Here is a 21,986-nt window from a genome sequence, read left to right as displayed (position 1 = left end):
CTGAAGAAGACACCCCAAGACGCAGGAGTCCATCATGACCGACCACCACACCTACAAGATGATCGAGCTCGTCGGTTCGTCCCGCAGCAGTATCGAAGACGCCATCGACAACGCGCTGGCCGAATGCGCCAAGAGCGTACGCAACATGGACTGGTTCGAGGTGGTGAGCACCCGTGGCCATATCGAGGGCGGCAAGGTCGGCCACTATCAGGTCACCCTCAAGGTCGGCTTCCGCCTCGGCGACAGTTGACCGGCATGGCCGGGCGAGCGCTGGCAGCAGCGGGCCCGCCCGGCATCCCTCCTTCCGCATGCGGTCGCACGAAAGCGAGCGCCGCCTCAGCCGAAGAACCAGTAGGTCACCGAGATCGCCGCGATCACTCCGGCCAGTTCGGCCAGCAGGGCGCAGCCCACGGCGTGGCGTGCACGCTGGATGCCCACCGCACCGAAGTACACGGCCAGCACGTAGAAGGTGGTTTCCGTGCTGCCCTGAATGGTCGCCGCTGCCAGCGCGGCGAAGCTGTCTACGCCCTGCGCCTGCATGGTCTCGATCAGCATCGCGCGCGCCGCGCTACCGGAGAAGGGCTTGACCAGTGCGGTGGGCAGGGCGTCGACGAAGCGCGTGTCCCAGCCCAGCAGATCCACCAGCCAGCGGATGCCGTCGAGGCCGAATTCCAGCGCACCGGAAGCACGCAGCACGCCGATGGCGCAGAGCATGGCCACCAGATAGGGCAGCAGGCTCTTGGCAATGTCGAAGCCTTCGCGCGCGCCTTCGATGAACTGCTCGTAGACCGCGACACGGCGTAGCGCGCCAACCAGCACGAAGGCGAGGATCACGCAGAACAGGGTCAGATTGCCCAGCAGCGATGACAGCGCCGCCAGCGCCGTGGCGCTGAGCCCGGCCAACAGCGCCATGAAGCTGCCGAGCAGCAAGGCACCCGGCACCAGGTAAGCCAGCACCACCGGATCCCACAGACGCAGGCGCTGCATGAACGCAACCGACAGCAGGCCGACCAGGCTGGAGGCGCTGGTGGCCAGCAGGATCGGCAGGAATACCAGGGTCGGATCCTGCGCGCCCTGTTGCACCCGGTACATGAAGATCGACACCGGCAGCAGGGTCAGCGACGAGGCATTGAGCACCAGAAAGAGAATCTGCGCGTTACTCGCCACCAGCTTGTTCGGATTCAGCTCCTGCAGGCTGCGCATGGCCTTGAGGCCGATGGGGGTGGCGGCATTATCCAGGCCCAGGCCATTGGCGGCGAAGTTCATGGTGATCAGCCCCAGCGCCGGATGGCCGCGCGGCACCTCCGGCATCAGACGGGCGAACAGCGGGCCGAGCAGGCGCGCCAGCATATCGACCAGGCCGGCCTGTTCGGCGATGCGCAGCAGGCCGAGCCATAGCGTCATGGTGCCGAACAGCAGCACCATGACCTCGACCGACAGCTTGGCCATGGCGAACAGGGCCTCGACCATGGCGGCGAATACGCTCGGATCGTCGCCGATCAGCCAGCGGGAAAACCCCGCCACCGCGGCTATCAGGAAAAAGCTCAGCCACAGGCCATTGAGCATGCCTCACCCCCTCGTTGCACTGGCCGGGGATGATAGCGCGACAGCCGTGGCGATGGGGCGCAAGCAGCGCCACCGCCACGGCTCATTGATCAATGAGTTCGCGGCTGCGGGTGATCCGGCGGGCTCAGAACCAGTTGGGGTCGCTGCGTAGCTGCTCCTGCAACAGCTTGCGTACTTCCTCGTCCGGCTCACCCAGCCAACGCAGGCTGGCATGCTCGCTCGGCGCGCGATCCTCTGGCAGGCCATCAGGCACTTGCACGTAGAGCGCGTAGGCATCGTCCTTGTCCCAGTCGAAGGCCACGTAGACGCGCTGGTTGAAACAGTTGTGCGCCTCGCAGACCTGGCCGACGAGGAAACGCCCCTCTTCGCTGTCCACAGCCTGCATGGGCGTGGCAGTACCGCTGAGGTTCATCACCCACTCCGGCAGGCGTTTTTCATCTTCGACCATGTCCTGCCAGGCTTCGCGGTACTCGCTGTCGCTGCCGAGCAGCTCGCTGGGCTGGAACATGGCGTCACGGTCGGCGGCATGAGCCGCCACGGCGCCGCCCAGAAGCAGGGCGGCGGCCAAGGCGTGAAGTGTCTGCATCGCGTCCTCCTTACATGCGCGGGCGACGGCCTATGAAGAAGGAGATGACGAACAGCACCAGGAAGACCACGAACAGGATCTTGGCGATACCCGCAGCGGTGCCGGCGATACCCCCGAAGCCCAGTACGGCAGCGACGATGGCGATGATCAGAAAGGTCAGTGCCCAGCTCAGCATGGCAGTTCTCCTCAAGTATTGCGGTTCAAGGCGGCCCGCGAGGGCCATGAGTCTTGTGTTTGACGCTCTACGCCCCGTTCTGGAGGCGTTTGACAGAAAGGTTGCACTGCCCGTGCCAGACTTGGTTTTTACACAAAGCCTTTAAAATCAAATAGATAAAAAACAACGCCGAGCAAGCCTCAAGGCATCCTGCCCGATGGCCGCATTCAGGGTCGTGCGTTTTACCCGAGCGCTGCGCTTCAGCCAAGCGCCTCTACGCCGCAATGGTCGCTCACCGCCCGCTCAGCCGTTATACTCGCCAGGCCTTCTACCGCCAGGGTTCGCGCCCAGACCAACAACCGCGCCGTGAGTCTCGAGCCATGAACGACTACGAACAGGAAGATCCGATCCCTCAGGGCGACCTGGCCCTGCAGATCACCGCGCTGCCGCGCGAGACCAATGGTTTCGGTGACATTTACGGCGGTTGGCTGGTGTCGCAGATGGATCTCGCCGGCACGGCCATGGCCAGCAAGGTCGCCGGCGGCCGCGTAGCCACGGTGGCCATCGACCGCATGGCCTTTCTGGTGCCGGTGGCGGTGGGCGCGCAGCTTTCGTTCTATACCCAGACGCTGGAAGTGGGGCGCAGCTCGATCCAGATGATGGTCGAGGTGTGGAGCGACGACCCGCTGTCCAACGAGTGGCGCAAGGTTACCGAAGCGGTGTTCGTCTTCGTCGCCATCGATGGCAGCGGCCGCACCCGCCCGGTGCCGCCGCGTCGCGGCTGACAGCCGGGGCGCAACCCGGGAATGCTAATGAAAACGCCGGCTGAAAAGCCGGCGTTTTGCTGTGCAGCGAAGGCTTAGCCGCGGATGTTGTAGATATCCTTGTCTGCCACTTCCGCATAGTCGTATAGACGCTGGAGGTAGGCCTTCTGCTGCGCCCAGACCTTGGCGGCCGCCGGATCGGCAGCGGCACTGGTCTCGACCACTTCGGCAGCCACTTCCTTGAGGCGCGCCAGCACGGCGTCCGGTAGGCGGCGAACTTCCACGCCATCGGCCTTGAGCTGCTCCAGGGCTTCCATGTTCTTGGCGTTGTAGTCGTCGAGCATGTCGCCGTTGACGTCACGTGCGGCTGCACGAACGATGGCTTTCAGGTCAGCCGGCAGGGTTTCCCAGGCCTTGAGGTTGACGTCCAGCTCGAACTGCACGCTCGGCTCCTGCCAGCCCGGGGTGTAGTAGTACTTGGCAGCCTTGTGCAGACCCAGTGCCAGATCGTTGTACGGGCCGATCCATTCGGTAGCGTCGATGGCGCCGGTCTGCAGGGCGGTGAAGATCTCGCCGGCCGGCATGTTGACCACGGTGCCGCCCATCTTGGTCAGCACCTCGCCGCCCAGGCCTGGGGTGCGCATCTTCAGGCCCTTGAAGTCGTCGACCGAGTTGATTTCCTTGTTGAACCAGCCGGCGGTCTGTACGCCGGTGTTGCCACAGGCCATCGGCAGTACGCCGAACGGCTTGTATACCTCCTCCCAGAGCTGCTGGCCGCCGCCGTAATGCAGCCAGGCGTTCATTTCCTGGGCGTTGGGGCCGAACGGCAGGGCGCAGAAGAACTGCGCGGCCGGCACCTTGCCTTTCCAGTAGTAAGGCGCGCCATGGCCCATTTCAGCGGTGCCGCGGGAGACGGCGTCGAACACTTCCAGCGCCGGCACCAGTTCACCAGCGGCGTAGACCTTGACCTTCAGGCGGCCATTGCTCATTTCATCGACCAGCTTGGCGAAGCGCTCGGCCCCCACGCCGACGCCCGGGAAGTTCTTCGGCCAGGAGGTGACCATCTTCCAGGTGAAGGTCTGCGAGCTGGAACCCTCTTGGGGTGCGCCACTCTTCGCTTCTTCTTTGCAGCCCACCAGCGCGGTGGCCGCAAGGCCCACACCTGCTGCGGCGAGTATGTCGCGACGTTTCATGCAATGCTCCTTGTTGTTGTATTGGTCTGACCACGGGATCGCCGACGGCAGACCGGGCTTGATTAACATAGGGCCAGGTGACTCTCAAGCCTAGTCGCTACGACTAAAGTTGCATGGGCATTGCTGCCGGGCCGGCAGCCTGCCTAGAATCGCCGGCCGGCGCCTCACAAGGGCGTGCGTGTCATGGCGTGCGACCTACGCCCTGCCTCCTTCCAATAACGATAAAGGACTCACTATGTCCGACAAGCCATCACTTCCCCTCGCTCTTGCATCCCTGATCGACAGCCTCAACGCCGGGTTCGGCAAGGCCTGCGCCTGGCTGACCCTGTTCCTGGTGATCGGTACGGCAATCGTCGTGGTGCTGCGCTACGGTTTCGGCATTGGCGCCACCGCCCTGCAGGAGTCGGTGCTGTACGCCCACGCCCTGGTTTTCATGGGCGCGGCTTCCTGGGTGCTGCAACGCAACGGCCACGTGCGCGTGGACATCTTCTATCAGAAATTCAGCGGCCGCCGGCAGGCCCTGGTGGATCTGCTCGGTACCCTCTTGTTCCTGCTGCCGGTAAGCCTGTTCCTCGGCTGGGCCAGTTGGGACTATGTCGCCAACTCCTGGGCCACCCACGAGGCCTCCAGCGAGTCCGGCGGCCTGCACTTCGTCTACCTGCAGAAGAGCATCATCCTGGTGCTGGTGGTCAGCCTGGTGCTGCAAGGGCTGTCCAACGCCATCAAGGCGCTCTATGTCATCAGCGGTCGCCTGCCGGCTGTGGAGGTGAAGCATGGCTGAGTTGATGGCGATTCTGCTGTTCGTCAGCATCTGTGCGGCCCTGATGGCCGGCTTCCCGGTGGCCTTCACCCTGGCCGGTGTTTCCCTGCTGTTCGCCGGCATCGGTGCGCTTACCGGCACCTTCGATGCCGGTTACCTCAGTGCCCTGCCGAACCGCTTGTTCGGCATCATGAACAACCAGACCATGCTCGCGGTGCCACTGTTCGTGTTCATGGGGGTGATGCTGGAACGCTCACGAGTGGCCGAGGATCTGCTCGAATCCATGTCGCGCCTGTTCGGCACCCTGCGCGGCGGCCTGGCGATCTCGGTGTGCGTGGTCGGCGCCCTGCTCGCTGCCAGCACCGGTATCGTCGGCGCCACCGTGGTGACCATGGGCCTGCTGGCGCTGCCGACCATGCTGCGCCGCGGCTACGACCCGGCGATTTCCACCGGTACCCTGGCCGCCACCGGCACCCTGGGGCAGATCATTCCGCCATCGATCGTGCTGGTGCTGCTAGGTGACGTGATGTCCAGCGCCTATCAGCAGGCGCAGCTAAAGATGGGCATCTTCTCGCCGAAGACCGTCTCGGTCGGCGATCTGTTCGTCGGTGCCCTGCTGCCGGGCCTGCTGCTGGTCGGCCTGTACATCGTTTACATCATCTTCGTGGCGATCTTTCAGCCGAAGAAACTGCCGGCATTGCCACAAGAGGAGCTGGGCGCGATCGAGTGGGGCAAGCTGGGCAAGGCGCTGATTCCGCCGCTGATCCTGATCGGCGCGGTATTGGGGTCGATCCTCGCCGGTTACGCCACGCCGACCGAAGCGGCGGCTCTGGGCGCCGTCGGTGCCATGCTGCTGGCCCTGAGCAAGAGCAAGCTGAATTTCAGCCAGCTCAAGGAAGTGGCCTACGGCACCACCGAAATCAGCGCCATGGTCTTCCTGATCCTGATCGGCGCCTCGCTGTTCTCTCTGGTGTTCCGCGGCTTTGGCGGCGAAGTGCTGATCGAGGACGTGTTCGCCCAGTTGCCCGGCGGCGTGCTCGGCGCCTTCTTCGTGGTGATGCTGGTGATCTTCCTGCTCGGCTTCATCCTCGATTTCATCGAGATCACCTTCGTGGTGGTACCGATCGTCGGCCCGGTGCTGCTGGCCATGGGCCTGGATCCGATCTGGCTGGGGGTGATGATCGCGCTGAACCTGCAGACTTCCTTCCTCACCCCGCCCTTCGGCTTCGCCCTGTTCTACCTGCGCGGGGTGACCCCGGCCAGTGTGGCGACCAGCACCATCTACAAAGGCGTGGTGCCGTTCATCCTGATCCAGATTCTGCTGCTGGTAATTGCCTATATCTTCCCGGGGCTGATCACCTGGCTGCCGGAACAGGTCTACGGCCAGTAGGTCATACAGGTTTGCAAGCCGCTCGAAACGCCCGTCTTCGCGACGGGCGTTTCATTTCCCCATACCTCATTCAGCAAAGCGAGACGCGTCATGAGCAGCCCTCAAGTCGAATGCCTGGAACTGGATCAACTGACCTGCTGGCGCATCCGTTGCGCAGGCAGCGAATTGCTGCTGGCGCAGCAGGGCGCGCAAATCCTCAGCTATGCCCAGGACGGGCAGCCGCCACTGATCTGGCTCAGTCCCGAGGCCGCCTATCAGCGAGGGCAGAGCGTGCGCGGCGGCGTGCCCATCTGCTGGCCCTGGTTCGGTGACCTGCGGCGCAACCCGCAGGCGGTGCAGGCGCACTATCACCATGACCAACCGCCGGCCCACGGCCTGGTGCGTGCGCGAGACTGGGAGCTGCTGGGTATCAACGAAGAGGCTGACGCGGTAACCCTGCGCTTCGCCTACGACACACGCGAGGCGCCCCTGCCTGGCTGGCCCCGCGATGTCGGCCTGACCTTCATCGTGCGCCTCGGTGAAGATCTGAGCATGAGCCTGGAAACCCACAATCGCAGCGACACGCTCCTGGCCCTGAGCCAGGCACTGCATAGCTACTTCGCCGTCAGCGACATCCGCCAGGTGCACGTCGAAGGGCTGCAGGGCTGCCGCTACATCGATACGCTGCAGGATTGGCGCGAACTGCAACAGGACGGGCCTGCGACCTTCAGCAGTGAGGTGGATCGCATCTACCTCGGTACACCTGAGCGCCTGAGCATCGTCGACCCGCTCTGGAAGCGGCGCATCCACCTCGACGCCCGGGGTTCGCACTCGGCCGTGCTGTGGAACCCCTGGATCGACAAGGCCAGACGCCTGTCGCAATTCGCCGATGACGCCTGGCAGGGCATGCTGTGCATCGAGACGGCGAACCTGCTCGAAGACATGTTGCAGCTACAACCCGACGAACGGCACCGCCTGGAATTACGCCTTCACAGCACAGCGCTCGATGCCTGAAACCTGCTCACCCTCGCCGGCCGCCCTGACATAAAGCCCGCATGAAAACAGCGGCCGGCATCACAAACGGCAATATCAGAAAGCCATCAAATGTGATGCGCCACTAATTTGCCAGTAAGTTATTTCCTACATACATCCGATATGTTTTCTGAAAGGCAAAACATCGATAACGGATTGCCCCAAGTGCATGTGCAACATGCCTGAACGAGTCGCCTGCAATAATTTGATAGATATCCCTGAATGTTAGGCATATCACACTTTGGATGGTTGCCCACCTCCGCTCATGGGGCTAGGATGCCCAACCTATAAGGATCTTGCGCAAGTTGTTGCACAAACGACTGCGCAAAAAGTTGCGCAAAACGGCGCACTGCCATCATTTTGATGGCAGCTTGTGATTCCGTTTAAGTTGGCCACTTTTAATAATCGAGTCATGGAATGACATACTCCAGCAAGCTGACCGCTCATTATCTCAACCTCGCCAAGACGCCTATTATCGAGGGCAACTTTGCAGGTGAGGACGTGCGTTATTCCAGCGAATACGAAATGCTGGAAACCGAACTGGGCAAAGCCTCATCCCTGCATGACACTGGCGGCATCGACTGGCAGAAGGTGCGCGAGGGCAGCGAGAACCTGCTGACCACCCAGTCCAAGGATCTGCGCGCCGCCACCTGGCTGACCTGGGGCCTGTTCCAGCGCGAATCCTTCGCCGGCCTGCAGGCCGGTCTGAACCTTTTGCACTACCTCTGCGAACACCACTGGCACGAACTGCACCCCCGCAAGGCGCGTACCCGCGCCGCCGCCATCAACTGGCTGCTGCCGCGCCTGGAGCAGGCATTGGCCGACCACGTGCCGATCAGCGAGCAATTGCCACTGTTCCGTCGCCTGGCCGAACACCTGCACGGCCTCGAAGCCAGCCTCTCGGTTCATCTCGGCGAAGAATCGCCGCTGCTGCTGCCGCTGTGCCGTCGTCTCGATGAGCAGATCAAGCGTGCCAGCCAGGGCCAGGCCGAGCCCGGCGCAGTAGGCGCCGCCATCGCCCAGGTCAAGCAGGTCGCCACCCAGATCATCACCGGCAGCGGCCCCATCGAGAACGAGAAGGACGCACACAAGGCCCTGCGCACCCAGCAGGACGCCGCCCGGCCGCTGTGCGCCTGGTGGCTGAAGAACAAGGCCACCGACCTCAAGCCGCTGCGTCTGGCGCGCACCCTGCTGTGGCTGCCCATCGAGTCGCTGCCCGAGCGTAACGCCGAGCACATCACCGCCCTGCGCGGCCTGCCGGCCGACAAGCTGGCCTCCTATAAAGAGCGTTTTGCCCAGGGCGCCTACGCCGACCTGCTCGCCGACCTGGAAGCCAGCATCGCCCGTGCGCCGTTCTGGCTCGATGGCCAGCGCCTGGTCTGGGAATGCCTGCAGGAGCTCAAGGCCGAGCAGGCCATGCGCGAGGTGGAAATCCAGCTCGCCCTGTTCCTGCAGCGCGTGCCCGGCCTGGACGAGCTGCGTTTCCACGACGGCGTACCTTTCGCCGATGCCGAAACCCGTGCCTGGATCGGCGCCCACGTGCTGCCGCACCTGCAGACACCGGAAGTGGAGAAGAAGCCCGCCGCCAACGAGCAGGGCGCCACGCCGCCTTGGGAAGAGGCGCTGCAGCAGGTACTGCCCGGCCTGCGCAAGGACGGCCTGAAAGCCGCCGTGCAACAGCTCAAGCAAGGCATGTCGCGCGCCCGTGGTGGCCGCGAACGCTTCTTCTGGCAACTGACCCTGGCCCGTCTGTGCTTCGCCGCGAAGAAGTACGACCTGGCCAAGACCCAACTCGAATCACTCGACCAGACGCTGCAGGCCTCCGGCCTCGGCGAGTGGGAACCCGATCTCGCCCTCGATGTGCTGCGTCTGCTGCACAACTGCTGCGAGCTATTGCCGCAAAACCATGCAGTGCGCGACAGCAAGGACGAGATCTATCGCAGGTTGTGCCACCTCGACCTCGAGGTGGTGCTGGACTAAGGCGCCAACACGCCCAACCAAAGGCCTCCGGGCCATAAACGCAAAGGAGAACACCCATGGCCAAAGAAGGCTCGGTAGCCCCCAAGGAACGCATCAACGTCACTTTCAAACCCGCCACTGGCGGTGCCCAGGAAGAAATCGAACTGCCCCTGAAGCTCATGGTGCTCGGCGATTTCACCCAGCGTGCCGACGATCGCAAGATCGAAGACCGCAAGCCCATCAGCATCGACAAGAACAGCTTCGATGAAGTACTGGCCAAGCAGGAGCTGAACCTGACCTTCGCCGTGCCGAACCGTCTGCAGGACGAAGAGACCGACGACGAGCTGGCCGTGCAACTGAAGATCAACTCCATGAAGGACTTCAACCCGGCCAACCTGGTCGAGCAGGTACCGGAGCTGAAGAAACTGATGGAGCTGCGCGACGCCCTGGTCGCACTGAAAGGCCCGCTGGGCAACGCGCCGGCCTTCCGCAAGGCCATCGAGAGCGTGCTCTCCGACGACGACTCGCGTGACCGCGTGCTCGGCGAACTGGGCCTGGCCGCTCAAGACAAGCTCGACTCCTGATACTCAACTGACAAGGACGCATATCCATGAGCACGACTAGCGCAGCCGTAGAAAGCAGCCAAAGCGCCGCCGACCTCGGCATCCTCGACCGCATCATCGCGGAAACCAAGCTGACCCCCGACGACGAAGCCTACGACATCGCCAAACGCGGCGTGTCGGCCTTCATCGAAGAGCTGCTCAAGCCGCAGAACGAAAACGAGCCGGTGAAGAAGGCCATGGTCGACCGCATGATCGCGGAGATCGACGCCAAGCTCAGCCGGCAGATGGACGAAATCCTCCACCACGAGCAGTTCCAGGCCCTGGAATCCGCCTGGCGCGGCCTCAAGCTGCTGGTGGATCGCACCAACTTCCGCGAGAACATCAAGCTGGAGATCCTCAACGCCTCCAAGCAGGATCTGCTCGATGACTTCGAGGACAGCCCGGAAATCGTTCAGTCCGGCCTGTACAAGCACATCTACACCGCCGAGTACGGCCAGTTCGGTGGCCAGCCGGTCGGCGCCCTGATCGCCAACTACTACTTCGATCCGAGCGCCCCCGACGTCAAGACCCTGCAGTACGTCGCCTCGGTGGCCTGCATGTCCCACGCCCCGTTCATCGCCTCGGCCGGCCCGAAATTCTTCGGCCTGGAGACCTTCACCGGCCTGCCGGATCTGAAGGATCTGAAAGACCACTTCGAGGGCCCGCAATTCACCAAGTGGCAGAGCTTCCGCGAGCAGGAAGACGCCCGCTACGTCGGCCTGACCGTACCGCGCTTCCTCCTGCGCAACCCGTACGACCCGGAAGACAACCCGGTGAAGACCTTCGTCTACAAGGAAAACGTGGCTAACAGCCACGAGCACTACCTGTGGGGCAACACCGCCTACGCCTTCGCCAGCCGCCTGACCGACAGCTTCGCCAAGTTCCGCTGGTGCCCGAACATCATCGGCCCGCAGAGCGGTGGCGCGGTGGAAGACCTGCCGCTGCACCACTTCGAGAGCATGGGCGAGATCGAAACCAAGATCCCGACCGAAGTGCTGGTCTCCGACCGCCGCGAGTACGAACTGGCCGAAGAAGGCTTCATCGCCCTGACCATGCGCAAGGGCAGCGACAACGCCGCGTTCTTCTCCGCCAACTCCGCGCAGAAGCCGAAGTTCTTCGGCATCAGTGAAGAAGGCAAGACCGCCGAGCTGAACTACAAGCTGGGCACCCAGCTGCCCTACATGTTCATCGTCAACCGCCTGGCCCACTACCTGAAAGTGCTGCAGCGCGAGCAGATCGGTGCCTGGAAGGAACGTACCGACCTCGAGCTGGAACTCAACAAGTGGATCCGCCAGTACGTGGCCGACCAGGAGAACCCCAGCTCCGAAGTGCGTAGCCGTCGTCCGCTGCGCGCCGCTCAGGTCATCGTCAGCGATGTCGAAGGCGAGCCGGGCTGGTACCGCGTCAGCCTGAACGTGCGCCCGCACTTCAAGTACATGGGTGCCGACTTCACCCTGTCGCTGGTTGGCAAGCTGGACAAGGAATAAGCATCGATGAACGGATACGGCAGCCTGTTCGAGCGCCTCGGTGGCGAGGCCGGCCAACGTGCCGGCTGGAGCCGCGAGGTCGCCGCCATGGCCTCGGTGGCTGCCCATCTGGCCAAGATGCTCAGCACCCGTGCGGGCAGCGTGCAAACGCTGCCCGACTACGGGTTGCCCGATTTGAACGATATGCGCCTGTCGCTGCACGACTCGCTGCAGCAGGCGCGTATCGCCATCGAACGCTTCATCGAAGCGTACGAACCCAGGCTGACCCAGGTGCGGGTGATTTCCCTGCCGCGCACCCATGACCCATTGCGCCAGGCCTTCGCCATCGACGCGATGCTGGAAATGGACGGCATCAAGCGCCAGGTCAGTTTCTCCGCAAGCCTGGATGGCAGCGGTCAGGTCAACGTCAACCCAGGAGCCTCACATGTCCGGTAAACCCGCCGCCCGCCTGAGCGACCCCACCGCCTGCCCGATTCCCGGCCACGGCACCAACCCGATCGCCGCCGGCTCGCCCGACGTGCTGTTCGACAGCCTGCCGGCTGCGCGCATGGGTGACCCTTCCGCCTGTGGCGGCGCCATGGCCGGCGCGGTGATTCCTACCGTACTGATCAACGGCAAGCCGGCGGCAGTGGTAGGTAGTGTGGGGAGCCATGGCAATGTGGTGGTGAGTGGCTCCGGCACCGTACTGATTGGCACTAGTGGTGGTGGGGCGGCGTTTACCGCGCCTGCGCCACTTGTGATGGCCGGCGTTTTTAATGAGCACTTCGTTATTCGAGATGCGGTGAGCGGCGTTCCTGTTGCAGGGCGTGCATATCGTCTTGAGACTGAATCAGGGAAGGTCATCAACGGCGTCACGGATGAGAGCGGTAAGACCCAACTGATCGCTGCTGGCAAGGCCGAAGGCGTCAGATTGACGCTGGAACCACAAACAGCTCTCGTGATTGCTTAGGAGTCAGCATGTTTATCGCACCCATCCTTTCCAGGCTGTCTCCTGCTAGCGAAGTAGCTGGTAAAGAAGCTGCTGTAGAGACATTCAAGATCACTGATATTCCTCAAGCGATGGATACGCTCGGTTGGTCAGAGGGTGCGCGTGTAATGCGCAAGTGGTTCGACAATCCGGCGTATGAGTTGCCTATGGACGTAAAGCGCGGCAACGTCTCTCCCAGTAACCTAGCCCCGGCTCAATTGCTCACAGATATCCCTTTCGACTGGCTTTTCAGCAGCTCGACCAGAGTTCAAAGCCATGTCGAAGAATTGATCTCCACACTAAGTAATGTCACTGAATTCAACGCCACAGTTGGTCGCCTTAAGTCGCCGTTTGATCAACTCTCCAGAGGACTGATGGTTCTGATGACTCGCTTGCAGCGCATCGGTCATCTCAACGAGAAGACTTGTACCCTGCAGAATGCGTATGAGGATTTCAGCAACCTGTCCGCCATTCAACTGGAAGATACCTCTCAGTTCAATCTGATACGCATCGGAGCTAGTACGTGGGAAAAGGCTACCGATGCCCTTGACGATGTCTACGGAGCACTGGGTAGTTTCGCCATTAAAATTGCCGCCACCAAGATTAGAACCATAGCCAACGACCACGGCTTCCCTGCTATTGAAATTGAGGAAGTAGGTCTGTATGTCCGAGATACCTATGACTTCCTGAATACTGATGGGGATCAGCTTCTGGGTTATTGGAATAAACAAGGTGTCATCCGACCGGGCCCCATAGACTATTTTGCCGAACCGGACTTCATCGATAAAGCCGATCTCCGATATTTCAAGGTTACTAACGATAGCTTCAATAACTATCGCAAGAGATGGAACAAAGGCGGCGACTTTCTTGTGTTTTCGACAGTCAAGCACTACCCAGCGTCTATTGTTGTGCACTTGAGCAATACCGACTTTGAAGAATTTAAAGCGCGTGCATCGAGTATCTGAGACCACCATGCCTAGCAGACTTAGATACAAAGTTATTTTGATTGTGACGGCTGTCTTTGTACTGATGCCGTTAACCACCTGGCTGTACGTCAAGCTCAGCCTAAGCAGAAGCACCGAGCCATATGCAACTACATGGAGCACATCTCGCGCCTGCTATATCAACGCTTACATCCCAAAATTCTCTTCCCTTGGCGTACCCGGGAAGCTCGTCAAGCTCTTTAGCAGCGACGCATTTTTCCGTGTGTACCGTAAGGATGGGACTCTGCTTAAAAGCTCTGAATGGTTGCTATGGCAGCGTGAGTTTGCCGATAGTGAAAGTGAAAAATGGATTAACGGCAATGCGATCTATCCCACTAATGACGGCTATGCCGGCTGGACTCTGCGAGAGTGTGGTTAATCTCGACCTCTAATGGATATGGTGGTTGTCCGCTGCCTGAGAAAAATTAACTTCTTCCGGCATGGTGATAAGTAATTCGCAGTACATTGATAGAGAGGTCAGTATATGCCAAGCACGAGTATTGCCGGTTACCTAGCCACTGTTGCTGACAGTGATCTGTTTGGACTATTGGCCGTCTACTGCTTTGTGACTGCAATCCTTGGGTTTTCTGAGAATGTGCGTAATACAACGTCCTATCAATATATGGCGTTCCTTGGGCTCTTGGTTGTTCCGGCACTGCACGTTGCAGGTACTTATTTCCTTAACCAGGTGCCTGCCTGATGACCATGTCACCTGAATTGAAAACGTCGTTGGCGGCCTATCCACGCAAGGTCTTCATCGGTGAACAAGCCTCTGCAACGCACTACTGTGTACTGATGATCACTGAAGCTGAGATCCACGTGCTTCGTGATCTGATCGCAGAGCGATTTGGCCACACGAACATCGAATTGGAGCAGGTTGCTGAGCTGGTGAATAAAGACGGAGAGTTGTTGAAGCTCTCTGCACGCGAAGAATTCAACGGCTTGATCATCGAGCTGATCACCAACTCACAGATGTTTCTCGAAAGGCTCGACGCGACCTTCAAGGCGCCTCCGGCACCTTGGTTTGCCTTTCCAGACATGGCACCCATCGAGGCGATCATGAGCAAGCAGGGCAGCCTCGAATACTGGTGGGACAATATCTGGAATCCCTTTTGGCAACACGCCTCCGATGAAGTCCGCATGGCCTACCTGAAACAACACGAGGCCAGCGATGAATGGATCGAGTATTTGGTTGAACCCGCCAATGGCTCCGACTGATCAAGGATAGATAGATGTCTTTCAACCACTACTACCAAAGCGAACTCACCGCCCTGCGCCAACTGGGCAAGCGCTTCGCCGAGCGCAGCCCGGCGCTGGCGCCGTTTCTCGGCCAGGCCGGGCGTGATCCGGATGTCGAGCGCCTGCTCGAAGGCTTCGCCTTCCTTTCCGGGCGCCTGCGGCAAAAGCTCGATGACGAGCTGCCGGAGCTGACCCATTCGCTGATGCACCTGCTGTGGCCGAACTACATGCGCCCGCTGCCGGCCTTCAGCATGCTCCAGTTCGACCCGCTGACCCGGCCCGGCCCGGCACTGCCGGTGGCACGAGGTACGCCGGTAGAGGCCAAGCCGGTCGAGGACGTCACCTGCCGTTTTCGCACCTGCTTCCCCACCGAGGTGCTGCCGCTGGCACTGAACGGTCTGGATTATTCGGTCAAGGGCGACGGTGCACTGCTCAGCCTGCGCCTGGCGATGACGGCCGACGGCCATATCGGCGAGATCGGCCTGAACAAGCTGCGCCTGCACCTGGCCGGCGAGCGTTATATCGGCCAGATGCTCTACCTGGCGCTGCTGCGTAACCTCGGCGGCATCCAGGTGGTGCTGCTCGATGCCGCCGGCAAGCCGATGCAGGATGCCTTCGGCCAGACCCTCGGCACCCTGCAGCTCAAGCCCGAGCAGGTGCAGCCGGTGGGCTTCGCCGAAGACGAGGCGCTGATCCCCTACCCGCTGAACACCTTCCGTGGCTACCGCTACCTGCAGGAGTATTTCGCCTTCCAGGAGAAATTCCTCTTCGTCGACCTGCTCGGCCTGGATGCCGTCAACGGCCTGCCCGAGGATCTGCTCAAGCAGGCGCGTGGCCTGGAGCTGCGTTTCGATATCCACAAGGCTGGCGTGCAACGCATCCGCCCGACCCTGGAAAACGTGCGCCTGTACTGCACGCCGGTGGTCAACCTGTTCAAGCACGACGCCATCCCGATCCGCCTCGATGGCAAACAGGATCAGTACCTGCTGCTGCCCGCCGAATACGACTCGCAGCACTGCGGGGTGTTCTCGGTGGACTGCGTGACCGGCTGGAAGCCAGGTGGCATGGGCTACGAGGAGTACGTGCCGTTCGAGTCGTTCGAGCACGACCCCAGCTTCGACGTGCCGGTGGCGCGCCCACACTACAGCGTGCGCCAGCAGCCGTCGATGCTCGGCGAAGGCCTGGAAACCTGGCTCAGCTTCGGCCTGTACAACCTCGAACAACACGAGACGCTGTCCATCGAGCTGACCTGCACCAACCAGAATCTGCCACGCCAGTTGCGCCTGGGCGATATCTGCCTGCCCAGCGAAGACACCCCAGACTTTCTCAGCTTTCGCAACATCAGCGCGGTCACCCCGAGCTATGCACCGCCGCTGCACCGCGACTTCCTGTGGAAGCTGATTTCCAACATGTCGCTGAACTACCTGTCGCTGGCCAACGTCGAGGCGCTCAAGGTGATCCTCGAGACCTACGACCTGCCGCGCTACTACGACCAGCATGCCGAGCGCGTCAGCAAACGCCTGCTCGGCGGCCTCAAGAGCATCGGCCACCGCCATGTCGACCGCCTGCATCGTGGTCTGCCAGTGCGTGGCGTGCGTACCGAGCTGGTCATGAACCCCGAAGGCTACCTGGGCGAGGGCGATCTGTTCCTCTTCGCTTCGGTGCTCAATGAATTTTTCGCCCTCTACGCCAGTCTCAACAGCTACCACGAGCTGCACGTACAGAGTACACAGGGAGAGTCGTACAAATGGACGCCACGCATGGGGCAACAGCCCCTGCTCTGAATCGGCTCAGCCGGGGTATCCGCGAGTACAGCCTGTTCCAGGCCGTACAACTGGTGCTCGAGCGCCTTGCAGCGGCCCATCCGCATCTGGATGAGGAGCGCCTCTACGAGCATCTGGAGTTCCAGGCCAACCCGAGCCTGGGCTTCCCGGGTAGCGACATCGACCGCGTGCAGTTCTTCGAGGAACACGGCGAGCTGCGCGCGCGCATGCGCGTCAACCTGGTCGGCCTGTTCGGTGGTGGCTCGCCGCTACCGGCGTTCTACAGCGAACAGGCCCTAGGCGACAGCGAAGACGGCAACCCGACCCGCGATTTCCTCGACCTGTTCAACAACCGCCTGCAACGCCTGCTGCTGCCGATCTGGAAGAAGTACCGCTACCGCGCCTGCTTCCAGAGCGGTGCAGTGGACGCCTTCTCGGCACACCTGTTCGCCCTGATCGGCCTCGGCAGCGAGCAGATCCGCCAGGCCCAGGAGCTGAACTGGAAGCGCCTGCTGCCCTACCTCGGCCTGCTCAGCCTGCGTGCCCACTCGGCGGCGCTGATCGAGTCGGTGCTGCGTTACTACTTCAAGCATGCCGAGCTGTTCATCGAGCAGTGCCTGGAGCGCCAGGTCACCGTGCTGGAGGAACAGCGCAATCGCCTCGGCCTTGCCAACAGCCGCCTCGGTGAGGACACCGTGCTCGGTGAGCATGTGCGCGACCGCGGCGGCAAATTCCGCATTCACGTGCGCCAGCTCGGCTGGACACGCTTTCACGAGTTCCTGCCGATCGGCACGGGTTACCAGCCGCTGTGTGCGCTGGTGCGCTTCACCCTGCGCGATCCGCTGGACTACGACATCCGCCTGGAACTGCGCCAAGACGAAATTCGTGACCTGCGCATCGGCGAAGAAAATCCCTGCCTGTTAGGGTGGACGACCTGGCTTGGCCGTGAAAACGCCGACGGCCTGGTCACGCTCGGCAGCAAAACACATTAAGGAAGATGAAATGATCAACGTCGATCTGCAACAACTGGTTCAAGCCCTGGACGCCGCGAGCAAACGCGATCTGGAGATGGCCGCCGAGCGCTGCGTGGTACGCGGCGGCAACAAGATTCTCGTCGAAGACCTGCTGCTGGGCCTGCTGGAGCGCCCGGAAAGCCTGCTGGCGCGCGCGCTGCAGGATGCCGAACTGGACGCTGGCGAGCTGGCCCAGGCCCTGCAACCGCGCGGCGAACACAGCGAGTCGCGCAACCCGGTGTTTTCCGCCGAGCTGGTGCAGTGGCTGCAGGATGCCCTGCTGGTGGCCAACCTGGAGCTGGGTGCCAGCCAGATCGACCAGGCTGCGCTGATCCTCGCCCTGCTGCGCAACCCCATGCGCTACGCCGGCAGCCGCTACCAGGCGCTGCTGGGCAAGCTCAACGCCGAACGCCTGCGCGACTTCGCCCTCAGCCAGCAGCCGCAGGCCGCAGGTGGCAAGCCGGCAGCGGGTGGTGAATCCAACCTGGCGCGCTTCACCCACAACTTCACCCAGCAGGCCCGCGACGGCAAGCTCGACCCGGTGCTGTGCCGCGATGGCGCGATCCGCCAGATGGTCGACATCCTCGCCCGCCGACGCAAGAACAACCCCATCGTGGTCGGCGAGGCCGGCGTCGGCAAGACCGCCATCGTCGAAGGCCTGGCCCTGCGCATCGCCAATGGCGAGGTGCCGCAGGTGCTCAAGGGCGTCGAACTGCTGTGCCTGGATCTCGGCCTGCTGCAGGCCGGCGCCAGCGTCAAAGGCGAGTTCGAGCGTCGCCTGCAAGGGGTGATCGACGAGGTGAAAGCCTCGCCCAAGCCGATCATCCTGTTCATCGACGAAGCCCACACCCTGATCGGCGCTGGTGGCCAGGCCGGCAGCGGCGACGCCGCCAACCTGCTCAAGCCGGCGCTGGCCCGTGGCGAGCTGCGCACCATCGCTGCCACCACCTGGAGTGAATACAAGAAGTACTTCGAGAAGGACCCGGCCCTGGCCCGTCGCTTCCAGCCGGTGCAACTGCACGAGCCCACCGTCGACGAGGCGGTGACCATTCTGCGTGGTCTGGCGCCGGTGTACGAGAAGAGCCACGGCATCTACCTGCGTGACGACGCGGTGGTCGCCGCCGCCGAACTGTCGGCGCGCTACCTGGCCGGTCGGCAACTGCCGGACAAGGCCGTGGACGTGCTCGACACCGCCTGCGCCCGCGTACGTATCAGCCTGGCTGCTGCCCCCGAGGCGCTGGAGCGCCTGCGCGGCGAGATCGCCGAGGGCGAGCGCCAGGGTGAAGCCATGCGCCGCGACCTGGAAGCCGGTCTGAATATCGACCATGAAACCCTGGATGCCCTGGAAGAGCGCCTGGTCGTCGCCCGCGCCGAGTTGGAACAATTGGAAACCCGCTGGGCCATACAGCGTGAGCTGGCCGAACATCTGCTGGAACAGCGCAAGCAATGCGCCGCCGCGCGTCTGCCGGGCGAAGAAGAAACCAGCGACGAACCGCGCCCGAGCCTGGAAGAGCTGGAAGCCGAGCTGCGCACCATCCAGGCCGAGCTGGCCGCTGCCCAGGCCAGCGAGCGCCTGGTCAGCTTCGAGGTCTGTCCGCGCCTGGTGGCCGAGGTGATCAGCCACTGGACCGGCGTGCCGCTGAGCCAGTTGGCCCGCGAGCACAACACCAAGGTCATCACCTTCGCCGAGGATCTGCGCCAGCGCGTGCGTGGTCAGGAGCAGGCGATCCAGGCGCTAGACAAGGCCATGCGCGCTACCGCCGCCGGCCTCAACAAACCCGATGCACCAGTCGGCGTGTTCCTCCTGGTCGGCCCCAGCGGCGTCGGCAAGACCGAAACCGCCCTTGCCTTGGCCGACCTGCTGTACGGCGGCGAGCGCTTCCTCACCGTGATCAACATGTCCGAGTTCCAGGAGAAGCACACCGTCTCGCGCCTGATCGGCGCGCCGCCCGGCTACGTCGGCTATGGCGAAGGCGGCATGCTCACCGAGGCGGTGCGGCAGAAGCCCTACTCGGTGATCCTCCTCGACGAGGTGGAAAAGGCCGATCCGGACGTGATGAACGTCTTCTACCAGATCTTCGACAAGGGCGTGGCCAACGATGGCGAAGGGCGTGAGATCAACTTCCGCAACACCCTGATCCTGATGACCAGCAACCTGGCCAGCGATCGCATCGCCAGCCTCTGCGCCGGCGGCGAACGCCCGGCTGCCGAGGATCTGGAGCTGGCCATCCGTCCGCAACTGTCGCAGCACTTCAAGCCGGCCCTGCTCGGGCGCATGCGCGTGGTGCCGTACTACCCCATGGACGCTGACCTGCTGCGCCAGTTGGTGGGCCTCAAGCTGGCCCGTTTCGGCGAGCGCCTGGCCCGTCGTCAGTTGGCCTTCAGCCACTGCGACGGCCTGGTCGAGCACCTGGCCGAGCGCTGCACCCATGGCGACAGCGGCGCGCGCCTGATCGATCACCTGATCGACCAGCACCTGCAACCGCTGGTGGTCGACCGCCTGCTCGACGCCATGGCCGCTGGCGAAAGCCTGCAGCGCGTGCACGCCACGCTGGATGCCGATTCCACTGTGATCTGCGAGTTCGCCTGAGATGACGCCGATGTTCGCCGCAATCCCGCAGCCGCTGCGCTACGCCGAGGCCCTGCTGCAGCGCTACGCCGAACTGGCCGGCGCGGCCAGCAGCGAGCGTCTGCTCGCCGAGCTGGTGCGCGCCGCGGCCGAGCTGGCCGACTGCGAGCTGGGTCAGCTCTACCTGCTGGATCACACCAACACCCGCCTGACCCTCAGCGCCGAGTGGCTGGACGGCACACTGCAAGCGCGCACTGCCGCCAGCCTGCCCAGCGACTACGATGGCGAGCACTTGCTGCAGTACTGCCTGTGCCAGAACCAGCCGCTGTGCATCGAGGAACTCGACAGCAGCCTGCACGCCATCGCCTGCCTGCCCGAGGGCACCGCCTGGCGTAGCCTGCTGTGCCTGCCGCTGAGCAACGCCGAAGGCCACTGCCGTGGCCTGCTGCTGGTGGCCAGCCATGGCCCGCGCGAGCTGCAGGGTTTCGTTGCCTCGTTCGCTCATCTGGGCAGTTTCGCCTTGGCGCAACTGCAACTGCTGCAACGCCTGCGTGCCCCGGCGAACGACGAGCTCCCCACGCCGAATGTGGCCACGCCCTGCGCTAGCGGCTACGGCCTGCTGGGCCAGAGCCAGGCCATCCAGCAGGTCTATCAACTGATCGGCAAAGTGCTGCACAGCACGGTCAGCGTGCTGGTCACCGGCGAAACCGGCACCGGCAAGGAGCTGGTCGCCCGCGCCATTCACGACTGTGGTTCGCGGCGCAGCAAGGCCTTCGTCGTGCAGAACTGCGCGGCCCTGCCGGAGAACCTGCTGGAAAGCGAGCTGTTCGGTTACCGCAAGGGGGCCTTCACCGGCGCCGATAGCGACAAACCCGGCCTGTTCGACATCGCCAACGGCGGCACCCTGTTCCTCGACGAGATCGGCGACATGCCGCTGACCCTGCAGGCCAAGCTGCTGCGCGTGCTGCAGGAGGGCGAAGTGCGCCCACTGGGCAGCAACGAGACGCACAAGGTGGACGTGCGCATCATCGCCGCCACCCACCAGGAACTGCGCAAGCATGTCGAGGACGGGCGCTTCCGCGAAGACCTGTTCTATCGCCTGTCCAACTTCCCCATCGAGCTACCGCCGCTGCGCCAGCGTGGCGAAGACATCCTGCTGCTCGCCCGCCATTTCGCCAGCACCGCCAGCAGCCTGCTGCAACGCGACGCCTGCCGCTGGAGCGACGCCGCGCTTGAGCACCTGGCCGGTTATGCCTTCCCCGGCAACGTGCGCGAACTCAAGGGCCTGGTGGAACGTGCGGTGCTGCTGTGTGAAGGCGGCGAACTGCTGCCCGAGCACTTCAACCTGGAGCAGAGCCCCTACGTCGAAACCACGCCGCTGAGCCTGCGTGAGCGCATGGATCGTCTCGAGCGAAACCTGCTGCTCGACTGCCTGCGCAAGAACCGTGGCAACCAGACCAACGCCGCCAACGAGCTGGGGCTGCCCCGACGCACCCTGCTGTACCGCATGCAGCGGCTGAAGATCAGCCCGAGTGAAGTGTGATGGGAGAGATCATGAGGCATTTCCTGGGCCGTATTTCGTGGTTCGTGCTGGAACCAATGATTTCCAGCGGAAGAATTGGGCGACTCAAGTATCTGTTGCTCCATGTGTGGAGTGCCTGGCCGATCTTCCTGCTCGTTGCCATCAGTGGCGAGAGCTATCCGATGTGGCTGCAGTACGTGCTCTCTTCCTTTGCTCTTTTCGCCTTCCTTTACTGGTGGGTTGCCACGCTAACTGCTGGCGTTCGTCGCCTGCATGATCTGGGTCGAAGCGGCTACTGGGTGCTACTGATCAATCTGATCTGGCCGCTACTGCTGATCTGGCCCGGTCAACGCCAGAGCAATCGCTATGGTTCTCCCACACCTGAACGTTTTGCTGCCAAACAGTTAAACGGGGCCATCTGACATGTTCATTTCCACATCTCTCAAAGGAGCGCATTC

Annotated in this window: 22 protein-coding genes; 18 read left to right on the top strand and 4 right to left on the bottom strand. The window is 62.6% G+C overall.

The features are described from left to right. The first annotated feature begins 34 nt into the window (after nucleotides 1–34). Nucleotides 35–250 (top strand): dodecin, encoded by a 216-nt coding sequence (locus tag PVE35_RS00640; protein WP_268180335.1) that lies wholly within the window; start codon nucleotides 35–37, stop codon nucleotides 248–250. 86 nt (nucleotides 251–336) lie between these two features. Here PVE35_RS00640 and PVE35_RS00635 read toward each other — a convergent pair whose 3' ends face one another. From PVE35_RS00635 to PVE35_RS00625, 3 genes are all read right to left on the bottom strand, one after another. Beyond that, on the bottom strand, nucleotides 337–1,566 hold the full coding sequence (locus PVE35_RS00635) for a spore maturation protein (protein ID WP_268180333.1): 1,230 nt from the start codon (nucleotides 1,564–1,566) through the stop codon (nucleotides 337–339). A gap of 124 nt (nucleotides 1,567–1,690) precedes the next feature. Then, nucleotides 1,691–2,152 (bottom strand): inhibitor of vertebrate lysozyme family protein, encoded by a 462-nt coding sequence (locus PVE35_RS00630; RefSeq protein ID WP_268180331.1) that lies wholly within the window; start codon nucleotides 2,150–2,152, stop codon nucleotides 1,691–1,693. 10 nt (nucleotides 2,153–2,162) lie between these two features. Further along, on the bottom strand, nucleotides 2,163–2,327 hold the full coding sequence (locus PVE35_RS00625; protein WP_268180329.1) for a DUF1328 domain-containing protein: 165 nt from the start codon (nucleotides 2,325–2,327) through the stop codon (nucleotides 2,163–2,165). Between the two features lie 359 nt (nucleotides 2,328–2,686). On the opposite strand from PVE35_RS00625, the gene PVE35_RS00620 reads away from it, so the two are divergent. Continuing rightward, nucleotides 2,687–3,091 (top strand): acyl-CoA thioesterase, encoded by a 405-nt coding sequence (locus PVE35_RS00620; protein WP_268180327.1) that lies wholly within the window; start codon nucleotides 2,687–2,689, stop codon nucleotides 3,089–3,091. A 74-nt stretch (nucleotides 3,092–3,165) separates the two neighbouring features. On the opposite strand, the gene PVE35_RS00615 is transcribed toward PVE35_RS00620, so the two are convergent. Further along, a complete protein-coding gene (locus tag PVE35_RS00615) occupies nucleotides 3,166–4,263 on the bottom strand; it encodes a TRAP transporter substrate-binding protein (RefSeq protein WP_268180325.1) in 1,098 nt (365 codons plus the stop codon). 235 nt (nucleotides 4,264–4,498) lie between these two features. Between PVE35_RS00615 and PVE35_RS00610 the strand changes: the two genes are divergently transcribed. The 16 genes from PVE35_RS00610 (at nucleotide 4,499) to PVE35_RS00535 (ending at nucleotide 21,950) form a co-directional block, all read left to right on the top strand. Then, a complete protein-coding gene (locus tag PVE35_RS00610) occupies nucleotides 4,499–5,044 on the top strand; it encodes a TRAP transporter small permease subunit (protein ID WP_277373446.1) in 546 nt (181 codons plus the stop codon). Beyond that, nucleotides 5,037–6,413, top strand: a complete 1,377-nt coding sequence (locus PVE35_RS00605) for a TRAP transporter large permease subunit (RefSeq protein WP_268180322.1) — start codon at nucleotides 5,037–5,039, stop codon at nucleotides 6,411–6,413. Before PVE35_RS00610 ends, PVE35_RS00605 begins: the two co-directional genes overlap by 8 nt. 90 nt (nucleotides 6,414–6,503) lie before the next feature. Then, on the top strand, nucleotides 6,504–7,406 hold the full coding sequence (locus tag PVE35_RS00600; RefSeq protein WP_268180320.1) for a D-hexose-6-phosphate mutarotase: 903 nt from the start codon (nucleotides 6,504–6,506) through the stop codon (nucleotides 7,404–7,406). Between the two features lie 435 nt (nucleotides 7,407–7,841). Further along, nucleotides 7,842–9,404 (top strand): type VI secretion system protein TssA, encoded by a 1,563-nt coding sequence (gene tssA / locus PVE35_RS00595; RefSeq protein ID WP_268180319.1) that lies wholly within the window; start codon nucleotides 7,842–7,844, stop codon nucleotides 9,402–9,404. Nucleotides 9,405–9,460: 56 nt separating this feature from the next. Further along, nucleotides 9,461–9,967, top strand: coding sequence for a type VI secretion system contractile sheath small subunit (gene tssB, locus PVE35_RS00590; protein ID WP_159971587.1), 507 nt, complete (start codon nucleotides 9,461–9,463; stop codon nucleotides 9,965–9,967). A 26-nt stretch (nucleotides 9,968–9,993) separates the two neighbouring features. After that, nucleotides 9,994–11,472, top strand: coding sequence for a type VI secretion system contractile sheath large subunit (gene tssC / locus PVE35_RS00585; protein WP_268180316.1), 1,479 nt, complete (start codon nucleotides 9,994–9,996; stop codon nucleotides 11,470–11,472). A 6-nt stretch (nucleotides 11,473–11,478) separates the two neighbouring features. Then, nucleotides 11,479–11,907, top strand: coding sequence for a type VI secretion system baseplate subunit TssE (gene tssE / locus PVE35_RS00580; RefSeq protein WP_037002139.1), 429 nt, complete (start codon nucleotides 11,479–11,481; stop codon nucleotides 11,905–11,907). Further along, nucleotides 11,897–12,421 (top strand): PAAR domain-containing protein, encoded by a 525-nt coding sequence (locus PVE35_RS00575; protein WP_277373445.1) that lies wholly within the window; start codon nucleotides 11,897–11,899, stop codon nucleotides 12,419–12,421. Before tssE ends, PVE35_RS00575 begins: the two co-directional genes overlap by 11 nt. A gap of 8 nt (nucleotides 12,422–12,429) precedes the next feature. Further along, nucleotides 12,430–13,404 carry a DUF6402 family protein gene (locus tag PVE35_RS00570; protein WP_277373444.1) on the top strand — a complete coding sequence of 325 codons (975 nt, stop codon included), beginning with the start codon at nucleotides 12,430–12,432 and terminating at the stop codon, nucleotides 13,402–13,404. A 7-nt stretch (nucleotides 13,405–13,411) separates the two neighbouring features. Beyond that, a complete protein-coding gene (locus tag PVE35_RS00565) occupies nucleotides 13,412–13,801 on the top strand; it encodes a hypothetical protein (RefSeq protein WP_277373443.1) in 390 nt (129 codons plus the stop codon). Nucleotides 13,802–14,121: 320 nt separating this feature from the next. After that, nucleotides 14,122–14,640, top strand: coding sequence for a hypothetical protein (locus PVE35_RS00560; protein WP_277373442.1), 519 nt, complete (start codon nucleotides 14,122–14,124; stop codon nucleotides 14,638–14,640). Nucleotides 14,641–14,654: 14 nt separating this feature from the next. Beyond that, nucleotides 14,655–16,445 carry a type VI secretion system baseplate subunit TssF gene (tssF, locus tag PVE35_RS00555; RefSeq protein WP_277373441.1) on the top strand — a complete coding sequence of 597 codons (1,791 nt, stop codon included), beginning with the start codon at nucleotides 14,655–14,657 and terminating at the stop codon, nucleotides 16,443–16,445. Further along, complete coding sequence (gene tssG, locus PVE35_RS00550) at nucleotides 16,409–17,416, top strand: type VI secretion system baseplate subunit TssG (protein WP_277373440.1); 1,008 nt, start codon at nucleotides 16,409–16,411, stop codon at nucleotides 17,414–17,416. Before tssF ends, tssG begins: the two co-directional genes overlap by 37 nt. Before the next feature lie 10 nt (nucleotides 17,417–17,426). Then, complete coding sequence (gene tssH / locus PVE35_RS00545) at nucleotides 17,427–20,027, top strand: type VI secretion system ATPase TssH (RefSeq protein WP_277373439.1); 2,601 nt, start codon at nucleotides 17,427–17,429, stop codon at nucleotides 20,025–20,027. Between the two features lie 10 nt (nucleotides 20,028–20,037). Further along, entirely contained in the window at nucleotides 20,038–21,549 is a 1,512-nt protein-coding gene (locus PVE35_RS00540) for a sigma 54-interacting transcriptional regulator (protein WP_277373438.1), read from the top strand. A gap of 11 nt (nucleotides 21,550–21,560) precedes the next feature. After that, complete coding sequence (locus tag PVE35_RS00535; RefSeq protein ID WP_277373437.1) at nucleotides 21,561–21,950, top strand: DUF805 domain-containing protein; 390 nt, start codon at nucleotides 21,561–21,563, stop codon at nucleotides 21,948–21,950. Nucleotides 21,951–21,986: the final 36 nt, after the last annotated feature.

The organism is Pseudomonas sp. AA-38 (assembly GCF_029457475.1).
In the GTDB taxonomy this organism is placed as follows: Bacteria; Pseudomonadota; Gammaproteobacteria; order Pseudomonadales; family Pseudomonadaceae; genus Aquipseudomonas.
Note: the sequence above shows the minus strand (reverse complement) of the source record. Positions and strands in the feature narration are given on the sequence as shown.

What these genes read in the sequence shown, in the direction of transcription:
- PVE35_RS00640 (WP_268180335.1), top strand. Translation starts at nt 35, where the DNA reads ATGACCGACCACCACACCTACAAGATGATCGAGCTCGTCGGTTCGTCC.
- PVE35_RS00635 (WP_268180333.1), bottom strand. Translation starts at nt 1,566, where the DNA reads ATGCTCAATGGCCTGTGGCTGAGCTTTTTCCTGATAGCCGCGGTGGCG.
- PVE35_RS00630 (WP_268180331.1), bottom strand. Translation starts at nt 2,152, where the DNA reads ATGCAGACACTTCACGCCTTGGCCGCCGCCCTGCTTCTGGGCGGCGCC.
- PVE35_RS00625 (WP_268180329.1), bottom strand. Translation starts at nt 2,327, where the DNA reads ATGCTGAGCTGGGCACTGACCTTTCTGATCATCGCCATCGTCGCTGCC.
- PVE35_RS00620 (WP_268180327.1), top strand. Translation starts at nt 2,687, where the DNA reads ATGAACGACTACGAACAGGAAGATCCGATCCCTCAGGGCGACCTGGCC.
- PVE35_RS00615 (WP_268180325.1), bottom strand. Translation starts at nt 4,263, where the DNA reads ATGAAACGTCGCGACATACTCGCCGCAGCAGGTGTGGGCCTTGCGGCC.
- PVE35_RS00610 (WP_277373446.1), top strand. Translation starts at nt 4,499, where the DNA reads ATGTCCGACAAGCCATCACTTCCCCTCGCTCTTGCATCCCTGATCGAC.
- PVE35_RS00605 (WP_268180322.1), top strand. Translation starts at nt 5,037, where the DNA reads ATGGCTGAGTTGATGGCGATTCTGCTGTTCGTCAGCATCTGTGCGGCC.
- PVE35_RS00600 (WP_268180320.1), top strand. Translation starts at nt 6,504, where the DNA reads ATGAGCAGCCCTCAAGTCGAATGCCTGGAACTGGATCAACTGACCTGC.
- tssA (WP_268180319.1), top strand. Translation starts at nt 7,842, where the DNA reads ATGACATACTCCAGCAAGCTGACCGCTCATTATCTCAACCTCGCCAAG.
- tssB (WP_159971587.1), top strand. Translation starts at nt 9,461, where the DNA reads ATGGCCAAAGAAGGCTCGGTAGCCCCCAAGGAACGCATCAACGTCACT.
- tssC (WP_268180316.1), top strand. Translation starts at nt 9,994, where the DNA reads ATGAGCACGACTAGCGCAGCCGTAGAAAGCAGCCAAAGCGCCGCCGAC.
- tssE (WP_037002139.1), top strand. Translation starts at nt 11,479, where the DNA reads ATGAACGGATACGGCAGCCTGTTCGAGCGCCTCGGTGGCGAGGCCGGC.
- PVE35_RS00575 (WP_277373445.1), top strand. Translation starts at nt 11,897, where the DNA reads ATGTCCGGTAAACCCGCCGCCCGCCTGAGCGACCCCACCGCCTGCCCG.
- PVE35_RS00570 (WP_277373444.1), top strand. Translation starts at nt 12,430, where the DNA reads ATGTTTATCGCACCCATCCTTTCCAGGCTGTCTCCTGCTAGCGAAGTA.
- PVE35_RS00565 (WP_277373443.1), top strand. Translation starts at nt 13,412, where the DNA reads ATGCCTAGCAGACTTAGATACAAAGTTATTTTGATTGTGACGGCTGTC.
- PVE35_RS00560 (WP_277373442.1), top strand. Translation starts at nt 14,122, where the DNA reads ATGACCATGTCACCTGAATTGAAAACGTCGTTGGCGGCCTATCCACGC.
- tssF (WP_277373441.1), top strand. Translation starts at nt 14,655, where the DNA reads ATGTCTTTCAACCACTACTACCAAAGCGAACTCACCGCCCTGCGCCAA.
- tssG (WP_277373440.1), top strand. Translation starts at nt 16,409, where the DNA reads ATGGACGCCACGCATGGGGCAACAGCCCCTGCTCTGAATCGGCTCAGC.
- tssH (WP_277373439.1), top strand. Translation starts at nt 17,427, where the DNA reads ATGATCAACGTCGATCTGCAACAACTGGTTCAAGCCCTGGACGCCGCG.
- PVE35_RS00540 (WP_277373438.1), top strand. Translation starts at nt 20,038, where the DNA reads ATGTTCGCCGCAATCCCGCAGCCGCTGCGCTACGCCGAGGCCCTGCTG.
- PVE35_RS00535 (WP_277373437.1), top strand. Translation starts at nt 21,561, where the DNA reads ATGAGGCATTTCCTGGGCCGTATTTCGTGGTTCGTGCTGGAACCAATG.